We start from the raw sequence: 19,255 nt of genomic DNA, 5'->3' as shown, positions 1-19,255 counted from the left end.
ATTCCTTAAAGCTGTGCAGTGACGCCGCCATCCACATAGAGGATGTGACCGTTCACAAAGGTGGAGGCATCGCTCGCCAAGAACACGGCCGCACCGGCGAGTTCTTCCACATCGCCCCAGCGACGGCTGGGGGTGCGGTTGGTCAGCCAAGCGCTGAAGGTGGCGTCGTTCACCAGTTTTTCGTTGAGTTCAGTTTTGAAGTAACCGGGGCCAATGCCGTTGACGTTCAGGCCCAGCGGACCCCAGTCAATCGCCATGCCTTTGGTCAACATCTTCAAGGCGCCTTTGCTGGCCATGTAGGGCGAGATACCGGGGCGACCCAGTTCGCTTTGCACGGAGCAAATGTTGATGATGCGGCCCTTCTTGCGCGTGATCATGTGTTGTGCCACAGCTTGGCCGACGAAGAACACGCTGTCCAAGTTGGTTTGCATCAGTTCGTGCCAGTCTTTGTGGTCGAACTCGTGCAACGGGGCGCGGCGTTGGATGCCTGCGTTGTTGATCAAGATGTCGATGGGCCCCACATCGCGCTCAATGGCATCGATGTGTGTTTTCACGGCGTCGGCATCGGTCACGTCGAAGGCGCGTTCAAACACATCAAAGCCTTCGGCGCGCAAGGTGGCCGCTGTGGCTTTGAGTTTGGTGGCATCGCGTCCGTTGAGCACGACGCTGGCGCCCGCTTGGGCCAAGCCCCGTGCCAGGCCTAAGCCAATGCCAGCCGAAGAGCCGGTGACCAAGGCCAAGCGGCCATCGAGTCGAAAAGTTTGTGCGGTGATCATGCGAGGTTCAATTGCAAGTGATGTTCAATCTGCGCGACCAGTGGGTGTGCAGGTTCGGCAATGTCGAGGGTGAGCACGGCTTCGTCGGCGCTCGGAATTTCCAAGGTGTCGAGTTGGCTGTCCAACAGCGCAGGCGGCATGTAATGGCCTTGCCGTTCGCGTAAACGCGCTGCCAACAAAGCACGCGTGCCGTGCAAATGCACAAAGTGCAAGTTCGGTGTGGCGGCACGCAAGCGGTCACGGTAGGCGCGTTTGAGCGCGGAACACGACACGACCATGCCTTCTTCGGGGCCGAGATCCGACAGGCGTTGGGCGATGGCATCTAGCCAGCCCGCACGGTCGGCGTCGGTGAGGGGCGTCCCTGCGGCCATCAAAGCCACATTGCGTGGGGGGTGCAACTCATCGCCTTCCAAAAAAGGCACGCCAATGCGTTCGGCCAAGAGCCGTCCAACGGTGCTTTTCCCGCAGCCGCTCACGCCCATGATGATCAGGCGAGGAGGTGTCATGGTCAGAGGCGTTGTTCGGTGGTGCCGTCAAACACGTGTGCCTTGTTCACGTCGAACTTCAGGTACACGGTGTCGTTGGGCTGAACGTCGGTGCGACCATGCATCACCAGCGTGAATTTTTGGTCGCCAATTTGCAGCAGCAATTCAGTTTCCGCGCCTGTGGGCTCGACCACCACCACTTGTGCGGGAATACCGCTTTCTGCCAACTCCAAATCACCTGGGCGCACGCCGTAATGCACAGCCGTGCCGTCCGACACAGGCTTGGCCGTGGGCGGCATGGGCCACGAGGCACCCAAGGCGGCCACTTGACCGTTTTGCACCGTGCCTTTGAACACGTTCATCGAGGGTGAGCCGATGAACTGCGCGACAAACAAATTGCCGGGACGGTCAAACAGCTCCAGCGGTGTGCCGATCTGCTCGACGATGCCGTCGTGCATCACCACGATGCGGTCGGCCATGGTCATGGCTTCGATTTGGTCGTGGGTCACATAGACGGTGGTCGTTTTCAGGCGTTGATGCAGTGCTTTGATTTCAGCGCGCATGGCCACGCGCAGCTTGGCGTCGAGGTTAGACAGCGGTTCATCAAACAAGAACACTTTGGGATCGCGCACGATCGCGCGGCCCATGGCCACACGCTGGCGTTGACCACCGGAGAGTTCACGGGGGTAGCGCTCAAGCAGCGCGTCAAGGTTCAAGATGCGAGCAGCGTGGGCCACACGGTCTTCGGTGGTCTTGGCATCGGCTTTGCGCAGACGCAGCGAAAACGCCATGTTCTCGCGCACGGTCATGTGCGGGTACAGCGCGTAGCTTTGGAACACCATTGCGATGTCACGGTCTTTGGATTCGAGCTCGTTGATGACGGTGCTGTCAATGCTGATCTCACCGCCCGAGATTTCTTCCAAACCCGCCAACATGCGCAGCAGAGTGGATTTGCCGCAGCCCGAGGGGCCGACCAACACCACAAACTCGCCGTTCTGAATGTCGAACGTGATGCCGTGGATGACCTTGACTTTGTTGCCGTAGGTTTTTTGAACGTTGTTAAAGGAGACGGATGCCATGGTTTGATTTCCAGTTGCGCAAAAAAGTTAGCTCTTCACAGCGCCGGCGGTCAGGCCCGACACCATGTAGCGTTTGAAGGTGTAGTAAATCGCGGCGGGTGGCAAGGCGTAGATCAAGCCTGTGGCCATCAGCAGCTCCCAAGGTGAGTCGTCCGCCGATAAGAAGTTACCCAGTGCGACGGCCAAGGTCACGTCTTGGTCGTTGGAGAGCAGCAAGAACGCATACAGGTATTCGTTCCAAGCCAGCAGCAAGGCATAGGTGCCCACGGCGACGAGCGACGGCACCATCAAAGGCAGATACACCATCCAGAACAATTGCAAGGGCGTTGCGCCATCGATGCGTGCGGCTTCATCCAACTCAAACGGCAGCTTGTCGCTGGCTTGTTTGAGCACCCAAATGCAGTAAGGCGACGCGATGGTGACCATGGCCAAGATCAAGGACCACTGGTTGTTCAACAAACCATACAAGCCCATGGTTTTGTACATCGGCACCGCCAAGAAAGCGGCTGGGATGAAATAGGTGAACAAGGCCAAGTTCATCACGGTGCGACCCCCGCGGATCTTCAGGCGACTGATGGCAAACGCCGAGGTGGTGGCCACGATCAGGGTGAGTGTTCCGACCGCCACTGCGATGAGGAAGGAGTTGCCCAGCTGTTGCCAGAAATGGTCCAAGTAAAAGTGATCTCGTTTGAACACGATTTCAAAGTTTTGCAGCGTGGGGTGCTCAGGCCAGAGGAGGCCTGAGGTTGCGGTGTCGCGTGGCGAAATCGCAAACAACACCATGTGATAGATGGGGAACAAAGTCCAAAGCAGCACAGGGATGCCGATCAACAGCAGCTTGGCTTCGGAAGCTATATTTTTCAAGCTCATTTCGACAGCCTTTTCATCATGAAGTAAACCAAGGGCAAGACAAAAGGAAGCCCCACGACGATGGAGGCCATCGCCAAGTCGACTTGGTCTAAACGCAGATAGCGAATGCCCAAGGTGGCCAAGACGTGTGTCATGTCAGCGGGGCCGCCACCGGTCAGCAGGTACACGCTGTTGAAGTCGCCCAGCGTCCAAATCATCGACAAGATGGTGGACGTCAGGTAGATCGAACGCATGGAGGGCCAAGTGATGAACTTGAATTTTTGCCAACGTGTGGCCCCATCAACAGAGGCGGCTTCGTATTGCTCAGTGGGAATGGCCAAGCGGGCAGCGACCAAGATCAGTGTCCAAAATGGCAGCGATTTCCAGATGTGCATGAGCATGGAAAACGACAGCGCCAAGGTGGGGTCGTTCAGCCAATTGGGACCATCCAAACCGGTCCAGCGGAAGATGGCGCTGTTGATGATGCCCCACTCGGGGTTCAGCATGAAGCGCACCGACAAGATGGTCGGGATCGAGGGCACAGCCCAAGGCAAGATGAAGATGGCGGAGACAATTTTGATCCACCAACGCTCCATCACAAAGAAGCCCGACAGCGCCAGAGCCACCATCATTTTGATGTTGATGCCGACCACCAAGAACACCAAGGTGTTGACGGCGCTGCGGAAAAAGATCGGGTCGTTGAACAAGTCCACATAGCTTTGTGGGTGGCGTGCGAGCCACAAACCGTAACCGACGGGGTAGAGCACAAACACCACAAACACCACGAGGTAGGGCACCACCATCAGGCGGCCCCAAAACTCCCAAGGCGATAAAGGCTTGGCGGGCGGGGGTGTGAGAGGAATAACTTGAGTATTCATGGGCAAAGTTCGCCTCAGAGGTCGCAGTTTTCAGCGCTGCAACCCAATGTCAATCGGGGGAAGGAAGACACACACCGGTGTGCAGCGCGAGGCTGGCACCGGCGTGTGCTTGGGGCTTAGTTGCCGGCGACTTCTTTGATGCGGGCGATCATTTCGTCCACAGCTTTTTCAGTCGGCACTTTCTCGTTGATGATGCGGTTCATCGCCTTGGCCCACACGTTCTCGTTGTTGAGCACGGTGAACTTGTAGTTCTTGGTGAACTCAAACGGTACAGTGCCGGACATGTACTGGTTGTACACGGCCAAACGATGTGGGTCTGCTTTCCAGAACGGACGTTGTTGCGCAGCCTTGGTCACAGGGAACCAGCGACCCAAAGAACCTTCCACGTAAGGTGTCAAGTTGGCTTCTTCCAGCAAGAACGACACGAATTTCTTCGCGGCATCTTTGTGCTTAGCTTCCTTGAAAATCACGCCGGTTTTCACCGCGCTGCGATACACCATCTTGGTGCCATCAGGCTTGTTGGGGAAGCCCGAAGTGGCAATCAGCTCGGTGTAGTTTTTCTTGCCAATGTCGCGTTGTTCTTGCGTCAGGGCAGGGTTGTTCATGTCGTCGAGCCATTTGGCTGCGATCGAAATGGTGGCGTTGTGCGTGAGCACGGTGGTCTTGTTGTGGAAGGCCACGTTGTTGTCCGGATCTTTCCAGCTGGTGGACGACGGTGGCGTACAGCCCTTGCCGTACACCGCGGTGTAGTCGTTCAAAGCGCTGATCAGGCCTTGGCGAACAGCAGGGTCATCGACCAACAGTTTGCCGGAATCGTTGACCAACTTCACGTTGTACGCATCCATGAACGTGAGGAACGAGAAGAACGAGTCGCTGGAGTCCACGCCCATGGGGAAGCCGGTGCCAAATGCACGCTTGCCGGTTTTTTGGCGATAGCCAGTTTGAACCTTCGAGCACCAGAAGTCCCAGTAGCCTTTCCAGTCTGTGGGGATGTCGCTTTCTTTGTAGCCAGAGTCGGCCAGCATGTCTTTCCAGTACTCGATGTGCATGGTTTGTTGCTTGATCGGGTAGGCGTAGTACGCGCGGTTCTTGGCTTGGTTGTTGTACAAGAACGTGGTCGACAAGGCGGCCGGTTCAAAGTTGCCGCGCACTTTGTCAATCACGCTGCTGACGTCTTCGAGCTTGCCGTCATAGGCCCACTTGGCGGTGACTTGGAAGTCGTACACGTCGGCATAAGCCACGTCAGGCGGATTGCCTGAGTCGAGCGCTGCGACGGTTTTGGGGATCATGTCTTGGATCGGGTACTGCGAGAGTTCGATCTTGATGCCCTTGTTTTTCTCTTCGAATTTTTTGATGGCGACGAACAAAGCATCGTCTTCAGCTTTGTAAAAGCCTTTCACCCACCACACTGTCAATTTCTCTTGCGCCATGGCGGGGCCGACGGCCGTCACCAAGCCTGCTGCGACCATTGCGCCAGTCAGCCAAGTTTTCAGTTTCATCTGTTGTCTCCTTATGTTGGAAATGCAAGGCCGGTTAAACCTTGGTGCTATCGTATGATGATTGGGCGGGTCAAAAATGCGGAGTTACCCGCATTTCTGGGTTAACCCTTGGCCGCGCATTCGGGCACGGGGGTATGTACCGCACGCCCATCAAAATGCGACTTCATGTTGTTGAATGCCAAGTCAGCCATGGCTTGGCGGGTTTGTGTGGTGGCGCTGCCAATGTGCGGTGCCAACACCACATGCGGGAAAGCCCGTAAGGCTTCGGGGACGTTGGGCTCGTTCTCGAACACGTCCAAACCTGCGCCGCCGATCACACCGTTTTGTAAGGCTTCAATCAAAGCGGCCTCGTCGACCACTGAGCCGCGTGCCACGTTCACCAAAATACCTTTGGTGCCCAAGGCTTTCAGCACGTCGGCATTGATGAGTTTGCGCGTGCCCGCGCCGCCTGGGGTGATGACCACCAAGTAATCGCTTTCAGCGGCCAAGGCTTCAGGCGTGGCCATGTACTTGAAGGGCAAGTCTGCTTTGGCGCTGCGTGCGGTGTAGGCCACCGACATGTTGAACGCGAGCGCGCGTTGCGCAATGGCTTGGCCAATGCGACCAATGCCCACGATGCCGAGGCGTGCGCCTGACACTTTGCGCGCCAAGGGCATGGGGCCTGTGGGCCATTTGCCTTCTTTCACGTAGCGGTCGGCAGCGGGCAATTGACGTGCTGCGGCGAGCATCAAACCGATGGCCAGATCGGCCACGTCGTCATTCAAGACATTGGGGGTGTGCGTCACCATCACGCCGCGTGCTTTGGCTGCGGCCACATCGACGCCGTCGTAACCCACGCCAAAGACGGAGATGATTTCGAGCTTGGGCAGCTGCTCAATCAGCGACGCGGGCACCTTGGACTCACCGCTGGCCGCGATGGCGCGGATGCTGGGTGCGATCTTGGCAAACGCGGCAGGGTTGGTTTCGTGGAGGCGATCATGCAGGTTGAAGACGGCGCGCAATTGCGGTTCAAGCAGCGGCGAGAGTTTGGTCACGGACAAGACATCAATTTGAGACAAAGTGGGCTCCTAGGGCTTTCACGGGGTTGGATTTCAATCGTCATACCATAATATGCTCGGGTGCCCTGCATGTGGATGCGGGGAAACCAGTAAACCAGTGAGACACCGATGACCGACCAGCCCAAAAAACGCCCCGAAGATTTACGCAGCCAACAATGGTTCGGTCGTCAAGACCGCGACGGCTTTGCCTACCGCAGCTGGGTCAAAGGCAAAGGCGTGCCACATGACCAGTTCGATGGCCGCCCTGTGATTGGCATTTGCAACACCTTCAGCGAGCTCACCCCTTGCAACTCGCATTTCCGCACCTTGGCCGAGCAGGTCAAGATTGGCGTGTATGAAGCCGGTGGCTTCCCGCTTGAATTTCCTGTCATGTCCTTGGGCGAAACTTTGTTGCGCCCTACCGCCATGCTGTACCGCAACCTCGCTTCCATGGATGTGGAAGAGAGCATTCGCGGTAACCCGATTGATGGCGTTGTGCTGTTGATGGGCTGTGACAAAACCACCCCCAGTTTGTTGATGGGTGCCTCCAGCGCCAACTTGCCCACCATCGGTGTGAGCGGTGGCCCGATGTTGAATGGCAAGTGGCGTGGTCAAGAGTTGGGCTCAGGCACTGGCGTGTGGAGCATGAGCGAGCAAGTGCGCGCAGGCACCTTGAAGCTGCAAGATTTCTTTGAGGCCGAGAGCTGCATGCACCGCAGCCACGGCCACTGCATGACCATGGGCACGGCCAGCACCATGGCCAGCATGGTCGAAGCCTTGGGCATTGGTTTGCCTGGCAATGCCGCTTACCCTGCGGTGGATGGTCGTCGCAATGTGCTGGCACGCGACGCGGGTCGACGCATCGTGCAGATGGTGAAAGACGACATCAAGATTTCACAAATCTTGACCCGTGAAGCGTTCGAGAACGCCATCCGTACCTTGGCCGCCATTGGTGGCAGTACCAACGCGGTGATCCATTTGGTCGCCATCGCAGGTCGCTTGGGCGTGCCTTTGAGCATCGACGACTTTGACCGTTTGGCCAGTGAGTTGCCTTGTTTGGTGAATTTGCAGCCATCGGGCCAGTACCTGATGGAAGACTTCTGCTACGCCGGCGGCTTGCCCGTGGTGATGAAAGAAATCGCGCACCTGCTGCACACCGAGATCATCACCGCCAACGGTAAGACCGTGGGCCAAAACGTCGCTGACGCCCAAAATTACAACACCGAAGTCATCAAGCCGTTTGATCAGCCTTTCAAAGAGAAAGCAGGCATTGCCATCTTGCGTGGCAACTTGGCACCTCGCGGCGCGGTGATCAAGCCCAGCGCAGCCACGCCCGAGTTGATGACGCACACCGGTCGTGCGGTGGTGTTTGAAGACAGCAACGATTTCCATGCCCGCATCGACGACGAGAACTTGGATGTGGATGAAACCTGCATCTTGGTGTTGAAGAACTGCGGCCCCAAGGGCTACCCCGGCATGGCCGAAGTGGGCAACATGCCCTTGCCTCCCAAGGTGTTGCGCAAGGGCATCACCGACATGGTGCGCATCAGCGACGCCCGCATGAGCGGCACGGCTTACGGCACGGTGGTGTTGCACACCGCGCCTGAAGCTGCCGCCGGTGGCATCTTGGCCTTGGTGCAAAACGGTGACTTGATCACGCTCGACGTGCCCAAGCGCAGCTTGCATTTGCATGTGGATGACGCCGAGTTGGCCAAGCGCCGCGCCGCATGGACGCCACCAGCCCCTGCGATGGAAAGCGGCTATTGGAAGCTCTACATTGACCATGTGCTGCAAGCGGACGAAGGCGCTGACCTAGACTTCTTGCGTGGCATGCGCGGGTCTGCCGTGCCCAAAGACAACCATTAACTCCCAGTGATCCAGATTTCAAGAGGACAAGCGAGATGACAAAAGTAGCAGTTGTAACGGGCGCAAGCTCAGGCATTGGCAAGGCATGCGCCTTGGCCTTGCTCCAAGCCGGATGGCAGGTGGCCTTGGTCGGGCGTCGCGCAGATGCGCTCCATGCCGCCATTGCAGAAGCCGGTGCCAACAGTGGCAACGCCTTGGCCGTGCCCACCGATGTGAGCAAAGACGAAGACGTGGCGCAACTCTTCAAAACCGTGGTCGCGAAGTTTGGCCGTGTGGACTTGTTGTTCAACAACGCCGGCATTTCGCTGCCCTACACCTTGCCCGGTGACATGACGGCAGACACATGGCGTCAAGCGGTGGACGTCAATTTGAACGGCGCGTTTTATTGCCTCTCGCACGCGTTCAAACAAATGCAGACGCAGTCGCCACAAGGCGGTCGCATCATCAACAACGGCTCGATCTCGGCGCATGCGCCCCGCCCTGGCTCGATTGCCTACACGGCCACCAAACACGCCATCAGCGGTTTGACCCGTGCGGCCAATTTGGACGGCCGCGGGATGAACATCGCCGTGGGTCAAATCGACATTGGCAACGTGGCCAGCGACATGACGATCAAGATGGCCAATGGTGTACACCAAGCCGATGGCACCATCAAGCCTGAAGCCCGCATGGAAATGAGCTCGGTGGTGGACACCTTCATGACCATGGCCAGCTTGCCGTTGTCGTCCAACATCTTGTTTGTCACGGTGATGGCGAACCAGATGCCCTTCGTCGGTCGCGGCTAAAACGCCCATTCACCCAGCCCATGCAACACGCCGCACCCCCTGATGTGGTGACGCTGGGCGAGGCCTTGGTGCTGTGGGCCGCTGAGCAAACGGGGCCCTTGGCTGAGGTGCAAAGCTTCAGCCAACACACCGCAGGGGCCGAAACCAATGTAGCGGTGGGCTTGGCGCGTTTGGGCTTGCACGTCGGCTGGGTTAGCCGTTTGGGTGACGATGTGAACGGTGACTATTTGCGACAAGCGTTTGAGCGCGAAGGTGTCGATTGTTCGCATGTGGCCACGGTGCACGGCGGCCTCACCGCATCCATGCGCAAGGGCCGCGTGGACGACGGAACCGACCCGCCCATTGCCTATCAGCGCGCGAACTCGGCAGCCAGTCAGCTCGGGCCTGAGCATTTGGATTTGCCTTGGTTGGCGAGCGCACGTCATTTGCATGTGACCGGTATTTTCCCCGCGCTGTCGGCCCACACGATGGCCGCCACGCAAGCGGCCATGCGCCACATGCGGGCCCACCACAAAACCATCAGCTTCGACCCCAACTTGCGCCCTGCTTTGTGGCCCGATCGCGCCGTGATGCGCGACACCCTCAACGCTTTGGCGGCGCAAGCCGATTGGGTGCTGCCGGGTTGGGAAGAAGGTCGCTTGCTCACGGGTTGCGACACGCCGCAAGACATTGCACGCTTTTACCGCAACGCCGGTGCCACACAGGTGGTGGTCAAGCTGGGGCCGCAGGGTGCGTATGTCGATGGCCCCGAAGGGTGCGCTTTTGTGCCTGCGTTCCCCGTTGAAAAAGTGGTAGACACCGTGGGCGCAGGCGATGCATTTGCGGTCGGCGTGATCAGCGCTTTGCTGGAAGGCGCGACCTTAGAACAAGCGGCCCGTCGTGGCGCATGGATGGGCGCACGTGCTGTGCAAGTGCGTGGCGATTGTGAAGGCCTGCCCACCCGTGCAGCGCTCGACGCGGCCGGTGTATGAATTTCAATGGGTCAAACATAGAGCAAACAAACATCAAGGAGACAGACATGAACATTGGTTATATCGGCGCATCCGGCCTCATGGGGCATGGCATGGCAAAAAACTTATTGGCCAAAGGCCAACATGTGGCGATCACGGTTCACCAGCAACGTGACCGCGTGCAAGACTTGTTGGACGCAGGCGCCACCCTCGCAGCCAATGCTGCCGAGCTTGGTGCCACGTGCGACGTGGTGTTGATTTGCGTCACCGGCTCACCCCAAGTCGAAGCGGTGGTGTCCGGTGCGAATGGTTTGTTGTCCAAACCCAAAGCGGGCTTGGTCATCGTCGATTGCTCCACCAGCGAGCCGCACTCCACCACCTATTTGCGCGAATTGGCGCAGACCCAAGGGGTCACTTTTGTGGATGCACCTTTGGCACGCTCCCCCGTGGAGGCCGAGGCGGGCCGACTCAACATCATGGTCGGCGCAGAGCTCGCCGTGTTTGCCAAGCTTGAACCGGTCTTGAAGTGCTGTGCGGAAAACGTGTTCCATGTGGGTGGGCCCGGTGCGGGCCACGGCATCAAGCTGCTCAACAACTTCATTGGCCAAGCCATTTGCACGGCCACCGCCGAAGCATTTGCGGTGGGCAAACGCGCAGGCATTGACCCCAAGCAACTCGTCGCGTTGGTGGGCGCAGGGCCTGTGAACTCAGGCTTGTTCCAAGCCATGGCCAAAACGCTGGATGGCGATTTGGCTGGCTTGAAGTTTGAGCTCGACAACGCCCGCAAAGACATCCGTTACTACACCCACTTGGCCGAAGGCATGGGCGTGCCCACGTTGATGGGCGAGGCGGTGCACCAGTCACTCAGCATGGCCAGCGCCTTGGGCTTTGGCAAAAAATTTGTGCCCTCGTTGGTCGAGGCACAAGAACGCATCACGGGCGCCGCTTTGGTGCCTAAAACTTCCAACACTTAAATCACAGATAGAGAGACAACCATGAGTCAACGTTTAACAGGAAAAACAGCCCTCGTCACCGCCGCAGGTCAAGGCATTGGACGCGCCACCGCACTGGCCTTTGTGCGCGAAGGCGCGAAGGTCATTGCGACCGACGTGAACGCGGCAGCGCTTGAGTCCTTGAAACAAGAATGCGGCTGCGACATCGACGTGTTGGACGTCACCAGCAACGCGGCCATCCAAGCGGCACACGCCAAGCATGGCGAGATCGATGTGCTGTTCAACGGCGCGGGTTTTGTGCATGCAGGCACCGTGCTCGACTGCACCGAAGCCGAGTGGGACTTTGCGTTCAACCTCAATGTGCGTTCGCAGTTCCACATGATCAAAGCGTTCTTGCCTGGCATGTTGAAAAAAGGCAAAGGCTCCATCATCAACGTGGCCTCGGTGGCAGGCAGCATCAAAGGCGCACCCAACCGTTTTGTGTACGGCACGACCAAAGCCGCCATCATCGGTTTGACCAAAGCGGTTGCGGCCGACTACATCACCACGGGCGTGCGTTGCAACGCGATTTGCCCTGGCACTGTGGAGTCGCCTTCTTTGCGTGACCGTATTTCGGCACAGGCGCAGGCCAGCGGTCAAACCATTGCGCAAGTCGAAGCCGCTTTTGTCGCACGTCAGCCGATGGGGCGTGTGGGCCGTGTGGAAGAAATTGCTTTGTTGGCCGTGTACTTGGCCAGCGATGAGTCGAGCTTCACCACCGGCACGTCGCAAATCATTGACGGCGGGTGGTCCAACTGATGTCACCCGTCATCCGCATTCATGCGCAAGACAACGTGGTCATTGCGCGTTCGCAATTGGTGGGCGGCACGGTGTTGGCGCAAGAGGGCGTGACGGTGTCGGGCTTGGTGCCGCCGGGCCACAAGGTCGCGACCTGTGCCATTGCCAAGGGGCAGCCGGTGCGTCGCTACGACCAAATCATTGGCATGGCCACGCGTGACATCGCAGCGGGCGAGCATGTGCACACGCACAACTTGGCCTTCAGCGACTTTGCGCGTGAGCATGCGCCAGGCGCGGCGGCCCAGCCCACGGCGTATGTGGCCCAGTCCGCCACGTTCCAAGGCATCGTGCGTGCGGATGGTCGTGTGGGCACACGCAACTACATCGGCGTGTTGACCTCGGTGAATTGCTCGGCCACCGCGGCGCGCGCCATTGCCGATTACTTTCGGCGCGACATTCGCCCCGAAGCCTTGGCTGACTTTCCGAATGTCGATGGTGTGGTGGCCCTGACCCACGGCATGGGATGCGCCACGGCCAGCGATGGTGAAGAGTTGCAGGTTTTGCGTCGTACCTTGGGTGGTTACGCCAAGCACCCCAACTTTGCGGCCGTCTTGGTGGTGGGCTTGGGCTGCGAGACCAATCAAATCACGGGCTTGATTGCGCAAGAAGGCTTGCAAGAAAACGTGAAGTTGGCCACCTTCAACATTCAAGACACCGGCGGCACCCGCAAGACGGTTGAAAAGGGCGTGGCGCTGATCAAAGCCATGTTGCCTGAAGCCAACCGCGTCAAGCGGGAGCCCGTGCCTGTGAGTCACCTCACGGTGGGCTTGCAGTGCGGTGGCAGCGACGGGTATTCGGGCATCAGTGCCAACCCCGCTTTGGGCGCCGCGGTCGATTTGTTGGTGCGTCACGGGGGCACGGCTGTGTTGTCGGAAACGCCCGAAATTTATGGCGGCGAACATTTGCTGACACGTCGCGCCGTCAGTGTGGCAGTGGCCGATAAATTGCGCGCGCGCATTGCGTGGTGGGAGGCGTACACCCGCCGCAACAACATGCAAATGGACAACAACCCTTCTGCGGGCAACAAGGCCGGCGGCTTGACCACCATTCTCGAAAAAAGCTTGGGGGCCATCGCCAAAAGCGGCACCACCAATTTGGTGGATGTCTACGAGTACGCCCAGCCCATCACGGCCAAAGGCTTTGTGTACATGGACACACCGGGTTATGACCCCGTGTCGGCGACCGGCCAAGTCGCGGGTGGGGCCAACTTGATTTGCTTCACCACGGGGCGCGGTTCGGCCTATGGCTGTGCGCCTAGTCCGTCGCTGAAGTTGGCCACCAACACCGCGTTGTGGCAGCGCCAAGAAGACGACATGGACATCAACTGCGGTGGCGTGGTGGATGGCTCAGAAACCGTGCAGCAAGCGGGCGAACGCATCTTTTATATGATGATTGCTGCCGCCTCGGGCCAGCACACCAAGAGCGAGCAGCACGGCTATGGCCAAAACGAGTTTGTGCCGTGGCAATTGGGCGCGGTGATGTGACGTCAGACGGCTGGTCAGGCCGCGATCACGCCCTCAAACAGGGCAGATCGCGGTCTGTCAGGCTCCGCAAGCCCTGACTTTTAGAATAGGCGGGTTATTCAATTCCAAACTCAGCCCACCATGAACGTCATTCGCTTCTCTGATTTGTGCGCCAACGGCAAAGCCCAAGGCCAACGTGTTTTCATCCGTGCCGACTTGAACGTGCCGCAAGACGACAGCGGTGCCATCACCGAAGACACGCGCGTTCGCGCTTCGGTGCCTTGCATTCAAATGGCGCTGGCTGCGGGTGCCGCCGTGATGGTGACCAGTCACTTGGGTCGCCCCACCGAAGGCGAATTCAAGCCCGAAGACTCGTTGGCCCCTGTGGCCAAGCGCTTGGGCGAGTTGTTGGGCCGTGAGGTGCCGCTGATTGCGAACTGGGTGGACGGTGTGACCGTGGCCCCCGGTCAAGTGGTGTTGCTGGAAAACTGCCGCGTCAACAAAGGCGAGAAAAAGAACAACGAAGACTTGGCCCGCAAGATGGCCGCCTTGTGCGACATTTTTGTGAACGACGCTTTTGGCACCGCCCACCGCGCCGAAGGCACCACGTACGGCATCGCGCAATTTGCACCTGTCGCGTGTGCTGGCCCTTTGTTGGCCGCAGAAATTGATGCCATCCAAAAAGCCTTGGCGGCCCCTAAGCGTCCTTTGGCTGCCATCGTGGCAGGCAGCAAGGTCAGCACCAAGTTGACGATTCTGAAGAGCTTGGCCAGCAACGTGGACCAACTCATCGTGGGCGGCGGCATTGCCAACACCTTCATGTTGGCGGCTGGTCTGAAGATCGGCAAAAGCTTGGCCGAACCCGATTTGATCGACGAAGCCAAAGCGGTGATCGCCTTGATGAAGTCACGCGGCGCCGAAGTGCCGATTCCTACCGATGTGGTGACTGCCAAAACCTTCTCGGCCGACGCTGTGGCCACCGTGAAAAAAGCCACCGAAGTGGCCGACGACGACCTGATTTTGGACATTGGCCCAGAGACCGCTGCCAAATTGGCCGCGCAACTCAAATCGGCTGGCACCATCGTGTGGAATGGCCCTGTGGGCGTGTTTGAATTTGCTGCGTTTGAGAACGGCACCAAAGTCATTGCACACGCCATTGCCGAGTCCAGCGCCTTCAGCATTGCCGGCGGTGGCGACACCTTGGCGGCGATTGCTAAGTACGGCATTGAAAAGCAAGTGGGCTACATCTCCACTGGCGGCGGCGCCTTCTTGGAAATCTTGGAAGGCAAGACCTTGCCCGCTTTTGAGATCTTGACCAAGCGCGCCGCGGGTTAGCCAAGGCCTGTTCATAAGTTGAGCTGAACTCAACTGGGCACCAAGCAACACGGGTATCTTTGCCCGTGTTTTCATTTGGGGCTTTGAAGATGCGTCACACATTAAGATTGGTTTGCGCCGTCGCGGTTTACTTGCCGCTGATGGCCTCAGCACAAGGCCTTCAAGCGTTTCCGCTGGAGTCAAGGCGTTGCGAAACCTTGTCTACCCACGAGGCGGTTCAGGACTGTCAAAAACGGGGAAAGGCCGAGGGGCAAGAATGGGACAGACAAATGAAGGAACGCTATGCGCCCCCGCCTCCTAGGCTGAACAGCGCTGAGGCTAAACTGCCTTTGAATTGCTTCAAACGCGAGTCCACTGGCGAGAAGATTTGCGCGAATTGATCGCACTGAATTCAGCCCAAGCGGTGCATCTGCGCAAGTATGACGTGGCACCCGCATATGGCTCGCACCCATGAAAAAGCCCCGCAGTGCGGGGCTTTGTCGTTGAGTCTGGCCGTCAATCAGACTCAGGCTGCTTTCATTGCACGGGGGCTGGTGACCTTGCCGTCGTACGTCATCCAGCTGTCGGTTTTGAAGTCATACAGCTTGCAGTCGCGGGCGGTTTGCACATACCAGCTCCAAGAGAAGGGCTGAACGATGATGCGTTCGGGCAACAACTCTTCGAGTTTGCTTTGCGCTTGCTTGAGCTTGTACAGCGGAATGCTCATGTCCAAATGGTGGGCGGTGTGCTCCATGATGTGGTGCATCAGCGCGCCGATGTGCATGGGGAAGGTCAGATGCACGGTGGTGGACACAAAAGGCGAGGCCTTGGACCATCCGGTGCGCTCTTCGTGCCAAGACACGTCCACATGGGTGTGGTGCACGTACACCACGAAACCAATCATGGTGACCCAGAAGAAGAAGGGCACCACCACGCCCATCAACAAGATGTAGCCAATCGATTGCTCGGTTGCCACAGCGGCCCAAGCCATGACCGCCACCCAAGCGAAGCCGAAGACGGTGATCAACCAGCAGTCTTTGGTGAAGATGGGGCGGCGTGTGGGCATGTTCTTTTCGTTGGGGAACACCATCTTGTTCCACCAGATTTCGATCATGTAGTACAGGCCAGGTGCCCAGCCGCTGCGGTACACGCGGTCACGCAGTTTTTCGAAGGGGCTCAATGCGGCGAATTCTTCGGGCGTGTAGGGTGCCCACACGAAGTCGAAGTTTTTGAGGTTGGTGTAGCCGTGGTGCACCACGTTGTGGCCAATGTCCCACAAGCTGTAGGCGGTCAACGAGGGCAAAAAGGCGATGCGGCCCAGCCACTTATTGAGGTTGCGGTGTGGCGTCAGGCTTTGGTGGCACGCGTCGTGGCCCAAGATGAACAGGCGTCCGATCACGAAGCCAGCGACCAAGCCGCACAAGAGCTTGGCCCACCAGGCGTCGAACAGCACGGTGCCGGTGAGCAGTGCTGCCCACAAAATGTAATCCGTAATCAGTAAAACGAACGCGAGGCCCGTGGTGCGCTCTGCCAAAGGCAGCAGCCACTCACGCATGACTTTGCGGTGTGGCATCGGTTCGCCGGGAAGAATAGGTTGGATGTTGGTGGTCATAGTCGCTGAATCTTAGGTTTGCCGAGGCAATCTGCACTGATTTGAATCAAATGCGTGTCTGATTATCGCTTTTTGTGCTCTGTTGAGCCGCTTGGCGGGAGTCTGCCTCTGTGCTGTATGGGCTTTGGCGGTTCATGCCTCTAGAAATGGGGTGGTCTACTTTGCAAAATTTGCATGTCAAACATGTGAGAATCAGTGCAAAGAATACACACAAGGAGACTCTGAATGCCCCGTCACGCCACCAAAATTGTTGCTACTTTAGGCCCAGCTTCCAGCGATCCCGCGTTGCTGGAGCAAATGATCCGCGCCGGCGTCAACGTGGTTCGCTTGAATTTCAGCCATGGCAAAGCCCAAGACCACATTGACCGTGCGCGTTTGGTCCGCGAAGCCGCCGTGCGCGCTGGCCGTGAAGTGGCCATCATGGCCGACTTGCAGGGCCCCAAAATCCGTGTTGGCAAGTTCGCAGAAGGCAAAGTGATGCTGGAAAACGGTGCCAAATTCGTGCTCGACGCATCGCGCACCGAGCTCGGCGACCTGCAAGGCGTGGGCTTGGACTACAAAGAACTGCCTCGCGATGTGAAGCCCGGCGACTTGCTCTTGCTCAACGACGGTCTGATCGTGCTGACAGTGGACGCTGTGCGCGGCGAGCAAGTGCTGACCACCGTCAAAGTGGGGGGCGAGTTGTCCAATAACAAAGGCATCAACAAGCAAGGCGGCGGATTGACCGCACCCGCGTTGACCGCCAAGGACATGGACGACATCCGTACTGCCATGAGTTTTCAGGCCGATTACGTGGCGGTGAGCTTCCCCAAAAACGCCACCGACATGGAAATGGCACGTCAACTGTGCAACGTGGCGGGTGCCGAATACAGCCACAAACCTGGCTTGATCGCCAAGATTGAGCGCGCCGAGGCCATTCCTCACCTCGAAGCCATCCTGCGCGCCAGCGACGGCATCATGGTGGCGCGTGGCGATTTGGCGGTTGAGGTGGGCAACGCCGCTGTGCCCGCGCTGCAAAAACGCATGATCAAGCTGGCGCGCCAGCACGACAAAGTGGTGATCACTGCGACCCAGATGATGGAAAGCATGATCACCAACCCCGTGCCCACCCGCGCCGAGGTGAGTGACGTGGCCAACGCCGTGCTCGATGGCACCGATGCCGTGATGCTGAGCGCCGAAACCGCCGCTGGCAAATACCCGCTCGAAACCGTGGAAGAAATGGCCAAGATTTGTGCCGCCGCCGAAGGTGCCGAGCAGGTCGAATTGGATGCCGATTTCACCGGCCAAACCTTCACCCGGATTGACCAAACCATCGCCATGGGCGCCTTGTTCACCGCCCACCACTTGGGCGCCAAGGCCATCGTCGCCTTGACCGAGTCAGGCTCGACCGCCCTGTGGATGAGCCGCCACCGCATTCACATCCCTATTTACGCCTTGACCACCAAAGTCACCTCGCAGCGTCGCATGGCGTTGTTTCGCAACGTGCGCCCCTTGCTGATGGACACCAGCGCTGACCGCGATACGGCCTTGGCCCAAGCCGAAGCGCGTTTGAAGTCACGCGGCATCATGGACAAAGGCGATGTGTACGCCATCACCTGCGGCGACCCCATGGGCACACCTGGCGGCACCAACATGCTGCGTATTTGCGAAGTCGCGTGATTGTTTTTGTCGCGGGGGCTCGACGGCTACGCTCTGTCAGCTTCCCGCCAAGCTGCCACGCTTAAAATTTGGGCAGTTTTACAGGTTTTTAACTTTAGAGGAAATCTTCCATGGCACTCGTTTCGATGCGCGAACTTTTGGACCACGCTGCAGAGCAGGGTTACGGCATTCCCGCCTTCAACGTCAACAACTTAGAGCAAGTGCAGGCCGTGATGGCCGCTGCCGACGCGGTGGGCGCCCCTGTGATTTTGCAAGCCAGTGCTGGCGCTCGCAAATACGCCGGTGAGTCGTTCATCAAGCATTTGATCCAAGCTGCCACCGAAGCCTACCCACACATCCCTTTGGTCATGCACCAAGACCATGGCACGTCGCCCAAGATCTGCCAAGGCGCGATTGACCTCGGTTTCGGCTCCGTCATGATGGACGGCTCCTTGATGGAAGACGGCAAGACACCGTCTAGCTTCGACTACAACGTGCAAGTCACCCAACAAGTCGTGGCCATGGCGCACAAAGTGGGCGTGTCTGTTGAAGGTGAATTGGGTTGCTTGGGCAATTTGGAAACTGGCGAAGCCGGTGAAGAAGACGGCGTGGGCGCTGAGGGCAAACTCGACCACAGCCAAATGCTGACCGACCCTGAAGAAGCCGCTCAGTTCGTCAAAGCTACACAACTCGACGCCTTGGCCATCGCCATTGGCACCAGCCACGGCGCTTACAAATTCAGCCGCATGCCCACGGGCGACATCTTGGCCATCAGCCGCGTCAAAGAAATTCACGCACGCATTCCCAACACGCACTTGGTCATGCACGGTTCCTCCAGCGTGCCACAAGACCTGTTGGCCATCATCAACCAATACGGCGGCAAGATGAAAGAGACCTACGGCGTGCCCGTGTCTGAAATTCAAGAAGCCATCAAGCACGGCGTGCGCAAGATCAACATCGACACCGACATCCGCTTGGCCATGACTGGCGCGGTGCGTAAGTTCTTGTTCGAAAATCCCGAAAAATTTGACGCCCGCGAATGGCTCAAGCCAGCGCGCGAAGCGGCGATGGCCATTTGCAAGCAACGCTATTTGGAATTCGGTTGCGAAGGCCAAGGCGGCAAGATCAAGGGCGACAACCTGCAAGTCGTGGCCGCCAAGTACGCCAAGGGCGAACTTGCCCAACTGGTGAAGTAAGCTGAACAACTCTTGCGATAATTCGCTGGAATAGTTCC

General features: G+C 58.3%; 17 protein-coding genes. 9 read left to right on the top strand and 8 right to left on the bottom strand.

Features of this window, described 5'->3' with window-relative positions:
- Positions 1-5: 5 nt before the first annotated feature.
- The 7 genes from RMS95_RS05920 to RMS95_RS05890 form a co-directional block, all read right to left on the bottom strand.
- Positions 6-776, bottom strand: coding sequence for a glucose 1-dehydrogenase (locus RMS95_RS05920; RefSeq protein WP_310644441.1), 771 nt, complete (start codon positions 774-776; stop codon positions 6-8).
- Positions 773-1,282, bottom strand: coding sequence for a gluconokinase (locus RMS95_RS05915; protein WP_310644439.1), 510 nt, complete (start codon positions 1,280-1,282; stop codon positions 773-775). The genes RMS95_RS05920 and RMS95_RS05915 overlap by 4 nt, the downstream gene beginning before the upstream one ends.
- A gap of 2 nt (positions 1,283-1,284) precedes the next feature.
- A complete protein-coding gene (locus RMS95_RS05910; RefSeq protein ID WP_310644436.1) occupies positions 1,285-2,340 on the bottom strand; it encodes a sn-glycerol-3-phosphate ABC transporter ATP-binding protein UgpC in 1,056 nt (351 codons plus the stop codon).
- 27 nt (positions 2,341-2,367) lie between these two features.
- Entirely contained in the window at positions 2,368-3,204 is an 837-nt protein-coding gene (locus RMS95_RS05905) for a carbohydrate ABC transporter permease (protein WP_405023363.1), read from the bottom strand.
- A gap of 2 nt (positions 3,205-3,206) precedes the next feature.
- The gene (locus RMS95_RS05900) at positions 3,207-4,067 is read right to left on the bottom strand and encodes a sugar ABC transporter permease (RefSeq protein WP_310644432.1); all 861 of its coding nucleotides are present in this window, start codon (positions 4,065-4,067) and stop codon (positions 3,207-3,209) included.
- Positions 4,068-4,183: 116 nt separating this feature from the next.
- A complete protein-coding gene (locus tag RMS95_RS05895; RefSeq protein WP_310644430.1) occupies positions 4,184-5,566 on the bottom strand; it encodes an ABC transporter substrate-binding protein in 1,383 nt (460 codons plus the stop codon).
- A 101-nt stretch (positions 5,567-5,667) separates the two neighbouring features.
- Positions 5,668-6,624: a 2-hydroxyacid dehydrogenase gene (locus RMS95_RS05890; protein WP_310644428.1), complete on the bottom strand. Its 957-nt coding sequence runs from the start codon at positions 6,622-6,624 to the stop codon at positions 5,668-5,670.
- Positions 6,625-6,732: 108 nt separating this feature from the next.
- Between RMS95_RS05890 and RMS95_RS05885 the strand changes: the two genes are divergently transcribed.
- The 7 genes from RMS95_RS05885 (at position 6,733) to RMS95_RS05855 (ending at position 14,792) form a co-directional block, all read left to right on the top strand.
- The gene (locus RMS95_RS05885) at positions 6,733-8,469 is read left to right on the top strand and encodes an IlvD/Edd family dehydratase (protein ID WP_310644426.1); all 1,737 of its coding nucleotides are present in this window, start codon (positions 6,733-6,735) and stop codon (positions 8,467-8,469) included.
- Positions 8,470-8,504: 35 nt separating this feature from the next.
- On the top strand, positions 8,505-9,254 hold the full coding sequence (locus RMS95_RS05880; protein ID WP_310644424.1) for an SDR family oxidoreductase: 750 nt from the start codon (positions 8,505-8,507) through the stop codon (positions 9,252-9,254).
- A gap of 20 nt (positions 9,255-9,274) precedes the next feature.
- The gene (locus RMS95_RS05875; protein WP_310644423.1) at positions 9,275-10,225 is read left to right on the top strand and encodes a sugar kinase; all 951 of its coding nucleotides are present in this window, start codon (positions 9,275-9,277) and stop codon (positions 10,223-10,225) included.
- Between the two features lie 47 nt (positions 10,226-10,272).
- Positions 10,273-11,178, top strand: a complete 906-nt coding sequence (locus RMS95_RS05870) for an NAD(P)-dependent oxidoreductase (RefSeq protein WP_310644421.1) — start codon at positions 10,273-10,275, stop codon at positions 11,176-11,178.
- A 21-nt stretch (positions 11,179-11,199) separates the two neighbouring features.
- The gene (locus RMS95_RS05865) at positions 11,200-11,955 is read left to right on the top strand and encodes an SDR family oxidoreductase (RefSeq protein ID WP_310644419.1); all 756 of its coding nucleotides are present in this window, start codon (positions 11,200-11,202) and stop codon (positions 11,953-11,955) included.
- Positions 11,955-13,478 (top strand): altronate dehydratase family protein, encoded by a 1,524-nt coding sequence (locus tag RMS95_RS05860; RefSeq protein WP_310644417.1) that lies wholly within the window; start codon positions 11,955-11,957, stop codon positions 13,476-13,478. The genes RMS95_RS05865 and RMS95_RS05860 overlap by 1 nt, the downstream gene beginning before the upstream one ends.
- 120 nt (positions 13,479-13,598) lie before the next feature.
- Positions 13,599-14,792, top strand: a complete 1,194-nt coding sequence (locus RMS95_RS05855) for a phosphoglycerate kinase (RefSeq protein WP_310644415.1) — start codon at positions 13,599-13,601, stop codon at positions 14,790-14,792.
- 505 nt (positions 14,793-15,297) lie between these two features.
- On the opposite strand, the gene RMS95_RS05850 is transcribed toward RMS95_RS05855, so the two are convergent.
- The gene (locus RMS95_RS05850) at positions 15,298-16,383 is read right to left on the bottom strand and encodes a fatty acid desaturase (protein WP_310644413.1); all 1,086 of its coding nucleotides are present in this window, start codon (positions 16,381-16,383) and stop codon (positions 15,298-15,300) included.
- 225 nt (positions 16,384-16,608) lie between these two features.
- On the opposite strand from RMS95_RS05850, the gene pyk reads away from it, so the two are divergent.
- Together pyk and fba are read left to right on the top strand one after the other, a co-directional pair.
- Positions 16,609-18,042 (top strand): pyruvate kinase, encoded by a 1,434-nt coding sequence (pyk, locus tag RMS95_RS05845; protein ID WP_310644411.1) that lies wholly within the window; start codon positions 16,609-16,611, stop codon positions 18,040-18,042.
- Positions 18,043-18,152: 110 nt separating this feature from the next.
- Positions 18,153-19,217, top strand: a complete 1,065-nt coding sequence (gene fba, locus RMS95_RS05840; RefSeq protein WP_310644409.1) for a class II fructose-bisphosphate aldolase — start codon at positions 18,153-18,155, stop codon at positions 19,215-19,217.
- Positions 19,218-19,255: the final 38 nt, after the last annotated feature.

Source organism: Limnohabitans sp. (genome assembly GCF_031539175.1).
In the GTDB taxonomy this organism is placed as follows: domain Bacteria; phylum Pseudomonadota; class Gammaproteobacteria; order Burkholderiales; family Burkholderiaceae_C; genus Limnohabitans.
Note: the sequence above shows the minus strand (reverse complement) of the source record. Positions and strands in the feature narration are given on the sequence as shown.

Coding starts and splice junctions, on each gene's coding strand:
- RMS95_RS05920 (WP_310644441.1), bottom strand. CDS start 776: ATGATCACCGCACAAACTTTTCGACTCGATGGCCGCTTGGCCTTGGTC.
- RMS95_RS05900 (WP_310644432.1), bottom strand. CDS start 4,067: ATGAATACTCAAGTTATTCCTCTCACACCCCCGCCCGCCAAGCCTTTA.
- RMS95_RS05880 (WP_310644424.1), top strand. CDS start 8,505: ATGACAAAAGTAGCAGTTGTAACGGGCGCAAGCTCAGGCATTGGCAAG.
- RMS95_RS05870 (WP_310644421.1), top strand. CDS start 10,273: ATGAACATTGGTTATATCGGCGCATCCGGCCTCATGGGGCATGGCATG.
- RMS95_RS05860 (WP_310644417.1), top strand. CDS start 11,955: ATGTCACCCGTCATCCGCATTCATGCGCAAGACAACGTGGTCATTGCG.
- RMS95_RS05850 (WP_310644413.1), bottom strand. CDS start 16,383: ATGACCACCAACATCCAACCTATTCTTCCCGGCGAACCGATGCCACAC.
- RMS95_RS05875 (WP_310644423.1), top strand. CDS start 9,275: ATGCAACACGCCGCACCCCCTGATGTGGTGACGCTGGGCGAGGCCTTG.
- pyk (WP_310644411.1), top strand. CDS start 16,609: ATGCCCCGTCACGCCACCAAAATTGTTGCTACTTTAGGCCCAGCTTCC.
- fba (WP_310644409.1), top strand. CDS start 18,153: ATGGCACTCGTTTCGATGCGCGAACTTTTGGACCACGCTGCAGAGCAG.
- RMS95_RS05910 (WP_310644436.1), bottom strand. CDS start 2,340: ATGGCATCCGTCTCCTTTAACAACGTTCAAAAAACCTACGGCAACAAA.
- RMS95_RS05855 (WP_310644415.1), top strand. CDS start 13,599: ATGAACGTCATTCGCTTCTCTGATTTGTGCGCCAACGGCAAAGCCCAA.
- RMS95_RS05895 (WP_310644430.1), bottom strand. CDS start 5,566: ATGAAACTGAAAACTTGGCTGACTGGCGCAATGGTCGCAGCAGGCTTG.
- RMS95_RS05865 (WP_310644419.1), top strand. CDS start 11,200: ATGAGTCAACGTTTAACAGGAAAAACAGCCCTCGTCACCGCCGCAGGT.
- RMS95_RS05885 (WP_310644426.1), top strand. CDS start 6,733: ATGACCGACCAGCCCAAAAAACGCCCCGAAGATTTACGCAGCCAACAA.
- RMS95_RS05915 (WP_310644439.1), bottom strand. CDS start 1,282: ATGACACCTCCTCGCCTGATCATCATGGGCGTGAGCGGCTGCGGGAAA.